This is a genomic window from Sphingobacterium sp. 1.A.4 (assembly GCF_002734245.1).
GTDB classification, from domain to species: Bacteria; Bacteroidota; Bacteroidia; order Sphingobacteriales; family Sphingobacteriaceae; genus Sphingobacterium; species Sphingobacterium tenebrionis.
In genome coordinates this window covers 24634-31286 of record NZ_PEAZ01000065.1, presented here as the reverse complement: position 1 = coordinate 31286, position 6653 = coordinate 24634, and the positions used below count along the sequence as shown (strand labels likewise).

Here is a 6653-nt window from a genome sequence, read left to right as displayed (position 1 = left end):
GCCGATGCAAAACGGTTACATTGAACGTTTCAACCGCACATTTCGGGAAAGTATCCTGGATGCCTACCTCTTTGAAGATACACAGCAAGTACAGATACTTGCAGAAGAATGGATTCAGGATTACAACTACAAAAGACCACATGAGTCATTGGGAGGAAAGACACCAATGGAATACGATGCCCTGCCGGCGGCATGTTATCAATAGGTCAACTTTAAAAAAGATTGACCTATTGATAACAACTATTTTTAAATTTGAAAACTCGCCTGGATGCCAGTCCGAAAATAGGGAGGGTTACAAATGTTTTTGTCAACATATAAGAAAATAATTCAATTTGCAGATAAAATAAATTATTTGCAGAACAAAATGGGCTCAAAATTTGAGATAAATGTTTATATTATAAGTGACCGTGGGAACAGGCTGTAGCCGAACGACTATTGATTATCGATAAAATATTATTTATTAAAACGATTCGGTCTATTTTTTGTTAACACTATATAAAACGGTAAAGAAATTACAAAAAATTAAAATACATACTAAAATGAACGATAACGGTAAAATTGTAACAGCATTATTAGCTGGATTAGCAGCAGGCGCAGTATTGGGAATTTTGTTCGCACCTGAAAAAGGAAGCGAAACTAGAGAAAAAATCAATGAATCATTGGCCGATCTTGGCGATGCGATCAAAGAGCGCGCAGAAGAACAATTCGATCAATTGAATGACTTTAAAGAAAAAATCGTAGCTACATTAAAAACGAAACTTGGTAAAGCAGATTCGTATATCGACGAAGAGATTGAAGAACACGCGTAAGCGGAAAGGGGAATTGCTGCATGGAAGAACAAAAATTTTCATTTTCTGAGTCCTTTGATAAATCTAAGGAATACGTAGAAACACAATTTGAGTTATTGAAACTCAAAGCTATTTCCAGAATGTCCAGGATCTTAGGATCCTTGATCGTGGATGCCAGTAAGGTTTTATTGACCCTATTGATTGTGTTCTTTGTATCCCTTGCCTTAGGGTTTTATTTAGGAGAATTAATGGGTAGCTATTCATTAGGCTTCTTATCCACAGGTGGTATTTTCTTGGTGATCTTATTAATTATCCGAGCTATGGAACCTAAATTGGAAGCCAAGTTTATGAATGTAACCATCAAAAGAATCCTTACAAAATGGGACGATGAAGATGATGAGGAGGAACAGCCCATCGTAAAGCCTAATATGGAGGAAGTGAAACAAGATGTTAACCAGGAAGGACCGATAGAAAATGATCATAGACAGCAATAATAAAAGACGTAGTGTCAACAACATTGATGATCTAAATGCAGAGATTGCCAGGTTGAAGAGTCTCAAAACAGAGCAGGAAGATTTCTTGAAAAATCAATATTCCCTGCTCAAACATAAAATTGAGACACCAGCTCGTATCGCCAATATGTTGATGAATAGGGTTCCTGGAGTAAGTACCATCAAGGGATTGGTTCAAGGAATCGGAGAGGTTACAAATAAAAGCAACAAATCCGATTGGTTGACCAAAACGCTTCAATTAGGACTTCCATTGGTGTTGAACAAGACCTTACTTAAGAATGCAGGTTGGATCAAAAAAGGGTTAGTCTTGTTAGCTTCGGAAACTGCAGCAAAAAATGTGAATCAAGATAATGTAAGCTCCTGGATAGGGAAGATTACAGACATGATCAAACCCAAAAAGAAAAAGAAGAAAAACAAGGTAGAGGCTCCGGTGGGCGAGGTGATAAACCCCGTTCCTCCACAACATCCACCGATGATTACGGCGGAGGAGTCTGTACAGGATAATATTTACGGTATCCCAAAGGATAGCGAAGCTTATTAGGCGCGAGGCCTGATAGCAAAATAAAAAACCAAGGTCGTTCGACCTTGGTTTTTCTTTTTTATGTTAAGCCTGGTTTTTCTGTTTGAAATCTTCGTAAGCTAAAGCAATACCTTCCTTCAGACTGGTTTTAGGCAACCAACCCAACCCTTTTAATTTTCCAACATCCATCAGTTTCCTTGGTGTACCGTCTGGTTTGCTGCTATCGAATTCCAATTCTCCCTTAAATCCAACCACTTCCTTGATCAGCAGCGCGAGATCTTTAATGGAAATATCCTCACCTACGCCAATATTGACAAATTGCTCCTCGTCGTAATTTTCCATCAAAAATACACAGGCATCCGCTAGGTCATCCGCATACATAAACTCACGTAAAGGTTTTCCGGATCCCCAAATGCTCACAGAAGCCGCATTATTCATTTTGGCTTCATGGAATTTCCTGATCAGCGCAGGTAGTACGTGCGAATTTTCAGGATGGTAATTGTCGTTGATGCCGTAAAGATTGGTCGGCATAACGGAAATATAATTATCGCCATATTGCAAGCGATAGGATTCCACCATCTTAATTCCTGCAATCTTGGCAATGGCATATGGCTCATTGGTATACTCCAATGGTCCGGTCAATAAGAAATCTTCTTTCAACGGCTGCGGAGCCATCTTCGGGTAGATACAGCTCGAGCCCAGGAACATCAGTTTCTTCACCTCATTTTCATGGGAAAAGTGGATCACATTGTTCTGGATGGCTAGATTTTCGTAGATGAAATCTGCACGGTAGGTATTGTTGGCCATGATGCCACCCACCTTTGCCGCCGCAAGGAATACATAATCGGGTTTTTCCAGTTCAAAGAATTCCTTAACCGCTTGTTGGTCACGGAGGTCCAGTTCACCGGATGTTCTAGTGATGATATTTTCATATCCCAACTCCTGTAATTTGCGCAAAATAGCAGACCCCACCATTCCGCGGTGTCCAGCAACATAAATTTTCGCTTGTTTTTCCACCTGAATATCTTGTTTACTGCAAATATAAGGTTAATTTTGCGACTTAATTATCAGTTATGGGTAAGGATAAACTTAGAAAATTCGCAGAGATTGCCACCTTCGAGAATGTAGTGGAAATGGATGCCGGGAAAGCATATAAAGGAAAATGGGCCAAAGAATTCTTTAGAAACGATAAGCCAATCGTTCTTGAACTGGCCTGTGGCAAAGGGGAATACACAGTAAACTTAGCGAAACTATTTCCAGAGCGTAATTTTATTGGTATCGATTATAAAGGAAACCGGATTTGGAGAGGTGCAAAAACAGCCTTGGAAGAGGGAATATCCAACGTAGGGTTTTTACGCATACAGATCGAAACTTTGCTGGAGCATTTTGCAGAAGCGGAAGTAGCTGAAATTTGGATAACTTTTCCAGACCCTCAACCGCAGGATAGCCGCGAGAAAAAAAGATTGACCAATCCGAAATTCTTGGAGCGTTATAAACAGGTCCTTGTTCCAGGTGGAATCATGCACCTGAAAACGGATAATGACGGATTCTATGCCTATACCCTTGAGCAGATCGCCTTACAGGAACTTCCTAAACTAAAGGAAACTACCGATCTCTACCATTCCAATTTAGTGGATGAGGTTCTTTCCATCAAAACCTATTACGAGAAAAAATACCTTGCACACGACAAGAACATCAATTACGTGCAATGGAAATTGACTAAAGGATAAGCATTTAAAAGGCAGATTTTGTAACTTCATTTCATTATGAAAAGAATTTACCTAATCTGCCTCCTACTTTCGGGTTTTGTGGCTCAAGCACAGGAAAACCCAAATAGTGCTCAGGCACAAGAAAACCTAAATATTACCTTCTCTCGCATTATTTCGGAAGTAAATCAGCATGCGGAAGCATACGATCGGTTGAAATACAGTACCGAACATTTGGGGCACCGCCTCACAGGTTCGGAAAATGGAAGAAAAGCGGAGGAATATGCATTCAAACTTCTTCAATCCTATGGATTGGATGTCTCTTATCAACCTTTTTCATCCGAAAGTTGGGCTAGGGAATCTCTTTCCTTAACCTTCAACAGAGATCCTATTGCTGCGGTAGCCTTGGCACATTCTCCGATCAAAGTGGATTTAAACGCAGAAATCATTGATTTGGGGAATGGTTTGGAAGCAGATTATCAACGGGTGGGTGATAAAATCAAGGGTAAAATTGCCTTAGTCTATTTACATATTCTCCCTAATTCCGGAAAAGACCTCAAGAACCTTCATCGATCAGAGAAAACAGCTTTGGCTGAAAAATATGGTGCAAAAGGGATTATATTCATCAATAGCGTTGCAAATAATGTGTTATTAACCGGTACAGCTTCGATTACGGGTCAATTAATAAATATTCCGGCCATTTGTATTGGATTGGAGGATGGTTTGAAATGGAAGGAAGCCCTTGCAAGCAAGGTTGTTAAGGCGAGCATTAACATGCGGAATAAGGCAGCGAAAACCCAATCGAGAAATATACTTGTCCGTATGAAAGGTACGGAGCTGCCCAACGAAAAGATTGTTATAGGTGGACATTTGGATAGCTGGGATCTGGCAACCGGAGCAATTGATAATGGAATCGGCTCCTATGCGGTAATGGATATTGCCAGGACATTCAAAAAATTAGCATTAGCCAACAAGAGATCTATTGACTTTGTCCTGTTTATGGGGGAGGAGCAGGGATTATTAGGCGCAAAAGCCTACGTTGATGCCGTGCTGAAAGAAGGTTCTCTAGATCAGATCAAATACATGCTAAATTTTGACATGGTCAATGCACCAACTGGTTTTTCCACTACAAGGGAAGAAATGATCCCGTTACTCAACGCACAAGGCGAAAAATATGCTGCCTTGGACAGTACATTTAAAAACAATAACGCGATAAGTGTGGGTCTGCATAGTGATCATCAGCCTTTTATGCTACGAGGGATCCCAACGGGAACCGGCCGAGGAGGTAAGCTTCCGAATAATGCGGGGATGTATTACCACTCCAATAAAGATGATTTTAGTTTGGTGAATAAAGCCGGATTGACGCAGACCATCCGTGTCGGCGCAGCCTACCTTTATATATTGGCAAATGCAGAGGAGCTGCCTGCTAAAAAATTAGCAGACAATGAACTGGTGGATTTCCTGAACAAGGCCGGCCTAAAAGAACCTTTGCAAATTTCAGGAGAATGGCGATGGGGCAATTAATACCTAACCTGATCCTGAAATTTTGTCCAAGTGCTTGGATCTAAAGCCTGCTGATAAGTAGAGGCCTTTGGATTCAAGCGTTTTATACGATTTTTGATATACGCTTTTCGATCGGCGGGCGCAGGATGGGTTGAGATCCAGGTCAGATCTATATCCTCAGCCATATGGATTTCGAAGAGTTCCATGACCCTAGACAGATTCTTAGGATCAATATCTGCGGCATTTAAATATTCCACTGCCGTTTCATCTGCCTCTTTTTCCAAACTCCTTGAAAAGGCTTGCCCGGTTAGGAAATTAGTAACTTCTGCGGTTCCTGTACTGGAAAGCAGTAGGTCCAATCCGAAATTGGTGACCAAAGAATTCATCACGTGGTTCTTTTCGCAATGCGCGATTTCATGGGCTATAATCCCCGAAAGGTATTCTGCACTATCCAAAAAGTCGATTAAACCGGTGGTTACCAAGATCTGGTCATCAGGAAGAGCAAAGGCATTCACTTCCTCATCCACGATGATATGAAAGCTATAATTGGTACTATCGATATCATTTTTGCTTAAAATAGGCAGGCAGATGGAGTCAAGTGTTGTCATGATGGAATCTTCCCCATCCAATACCTCATAGGTATCATAGATATGGTTCATGATCATGGATCCTAGTTTTTTCTCCATCTTCTTTCCATTTTCTTGGACCTGGAATATACCGGTCCAATTTATTTGGGCAAGTAAAAAGTAGGAACCAGCGATTGCCACAAGAAGTAGGAGGGTTTTCGTTAAGATTTTCATGGTTTAATAATATTATCCGTAATGTCTGAGAACAAAAACCAACGTACATGAATACCTTTTCTGGTTTGAATGGAGGTATAGATGGTTGATACAATTTCAATGATATTGATGATAACTATCAAAAAGATATAAGCGATATAGTAATTAGTTATTTCCGTCTTATGAAGAATCACGGAGATGGTCCACCAGAAACCCACGGTATTGAAAAAGAAGATGAAAATTTGGGATATCAATGCCTGCATCCCATGCCATCGTACAAATTTGGTAGATCTTTTTTTGCCCACAACAAAGATGATGGTGGCCAATAAATTAAAAATGGGTAAAGGCAGTCCTGCAAATAGCGCAAATAAAGACATCAAATAGCTGTTGGAAGCATATTCTCTTTCGTCTTCTGATACCTGTTGGGGTGTAAATGTTATAATCCCTTCTTGATGTTCCATATCCAATTGGCAATCAATATTATAATAAGTAAAACGGAAATAAGCTTGTTTTTTCTGAGGAACTCTTCCGCTGCGTTGTATACCCTGAAATAATAATCCCTTTTGGTGATCAGATCAAACAGGATCAAGCAGATAATGCTGACCAGCAAAAATAAAGAGATGATCCCTAGAGGGTTGATCAGTATGGCCTCCCAGGTGTTTCCATGCAAAAAGGCATCAATAGCTCGCGAAGAACCGCACGAAGGACAAGGATAACCTGTTAGGTTCTTGACAGGGCAGAGTGTAACCGCTGCATGGAAATAATGTAAGAACCCAAGCCATATTATTCCAAAAAAACAGATTATACCTGTGATAAGGTATAATCTGTTCTTCTTCGCTATCATG

Annotated in this window: 10 protein-coding genes; 6 read left to right on the top strand and 4 right to left on the bottom strand. The window is 40.3% G+C overall.

What is annotated here, in order from left to right; all coding sequences use genetic code 11:
• From CRJ00_RS11500 to CRJ00_RS11485, 4 genes are all read left to right on the top strand, one after another.
• On the top strand, positions 1–205 hold a 205-nt coding region (locus CRJ00_RS11500), incomplete at its 5' end, for an integrase core domain-containing protein (RefSeq protein ID WP_144038146.1).
• Between the two features lie 334 nt (positions 206–539).
• Positions 540–809: a YtxH domain-containing protein gene (locus CRJ00_RS11495; protein WP_099367018.1), complete on the top strand. Its 270-nt coding sequence runs from the start codon at positions 540–542 to the stop codon at positions 807–809.
• Positions 810–829: 20 nt separating this feature from the next.
• Complete coding sequence (locus CRJ00_RS11490; RefSeq protein WP_180268484.1) at positions 830–1282, top strand: hypothetical protein; 453 nt, start codon at positions 830–832, stop codon at positions 1280–1282.
• Positions 1263–1841: a hypothetical protein gene (locus CRJ00_RS11485; RefSeq protein ID WP_099367017.1), complete on the top strand. Its 579-nt coding sequence runs from the start codon at positions 1263–1265 to the stop codon at positions 1839–1841. The genes CRJ00_RS11490 and CRJ00_RS11485 overlap by 20 nt, the downstream gene beginning before the upstream one ends.
• 63 nt (positions 1842–1904) lie before the next feature.
• Here CRJ00_RS11485 and fcl read toward each other — a convergent pair whose 3' ends face one another.
• Positions 1905–2837, bottom strand: coding sequence for a GDP-L-fucose synthase (gene fcl / locus CRJ00_RS11480; protein WP_099367016.1), 933 nt, complete (start codon positions 2835–2837; stop codon positions 1905–1907).
• Between the two features lie 56 nt (positions 2838–2893).
• On the opposite strand from fcl, the gene trmB reads away from it, so the two are divergent.
• Both trmB and CRJ00_RS11470 read left to right on the top strand, forming a co-directional pair.
• Positions 2894–3550, top strand: coding sequence for a tRNA (guanosine(46)-N7)-methyltransferase TrmB (trmB, locus tag CRJ00_RS11475; protein WP_099367015.1), 657 nt, complete (start codon positions 2894–2896; stop codon positions 3548–3550).
• 36 nt (positions 3551–3586) lie between these two features.
• On the top strand, positions 3587–5050 hold the full coding sequence (locus CRJ00_RS11470; RefSeq protein ID WP_099367014.1) for a M28 family peptidase: 1464 nt from the start codon (positions 3587–3589) through the stop codon (positions 5048–5050).
• Here the strand turns inward: CRJ00_RS11470 and CRJ00_RS11465 are convergent.
• The 3 genes from CRJ00_RS11465 to CRJ00_RS11455 are packed head-to-tail and all read right to left on the bottom strand — an operon-like array spanning position 5047 to position 6652.
• Positions 5047–5829 (bottom strand): M48 family metallopeptidase, encoded by a 783-nt coding sequence (locus CRJ00_RS11465; protein WP_099367013.1) that lies wholly within the window; start codon positions 5827–5829, stop codon positions 5047–5049. The two genes, CRJ00_RS11470 and CRJ00_RS11465, sit on opposite strands and share 4 nt — an antisense overlap.
• Complete coding sequence (locus CRJ00_RS11460) at positions 5826–6269, bottom strand: DUF4870 domain-containing protein (RefSeq protein WP_099367012.1); 444 nt, start codon at positions 6267–6269, stop codon at positions 5826–5828. The genes CRJ00_RS11465 and CRJ00_RS11460 overlap by 4 nt, the downstream gene beginning before the upstream one ends.
• A complete protein-coding gene (locus CRJ00_RS11455; protein ID WP_099367011.1) occupies positions 6245–6652 on the bottom strand; it encodes a DUF2752 domain-containing protein in 408 nt (135 codons plus the stop codon). The genes CRJ00_RS11460 and CRJ00_RS11455 overlap by 25 nt, the downstream gene beginning before the upstream one ends.
• Position 6653 lies beyond the last annotated feature (1 nt).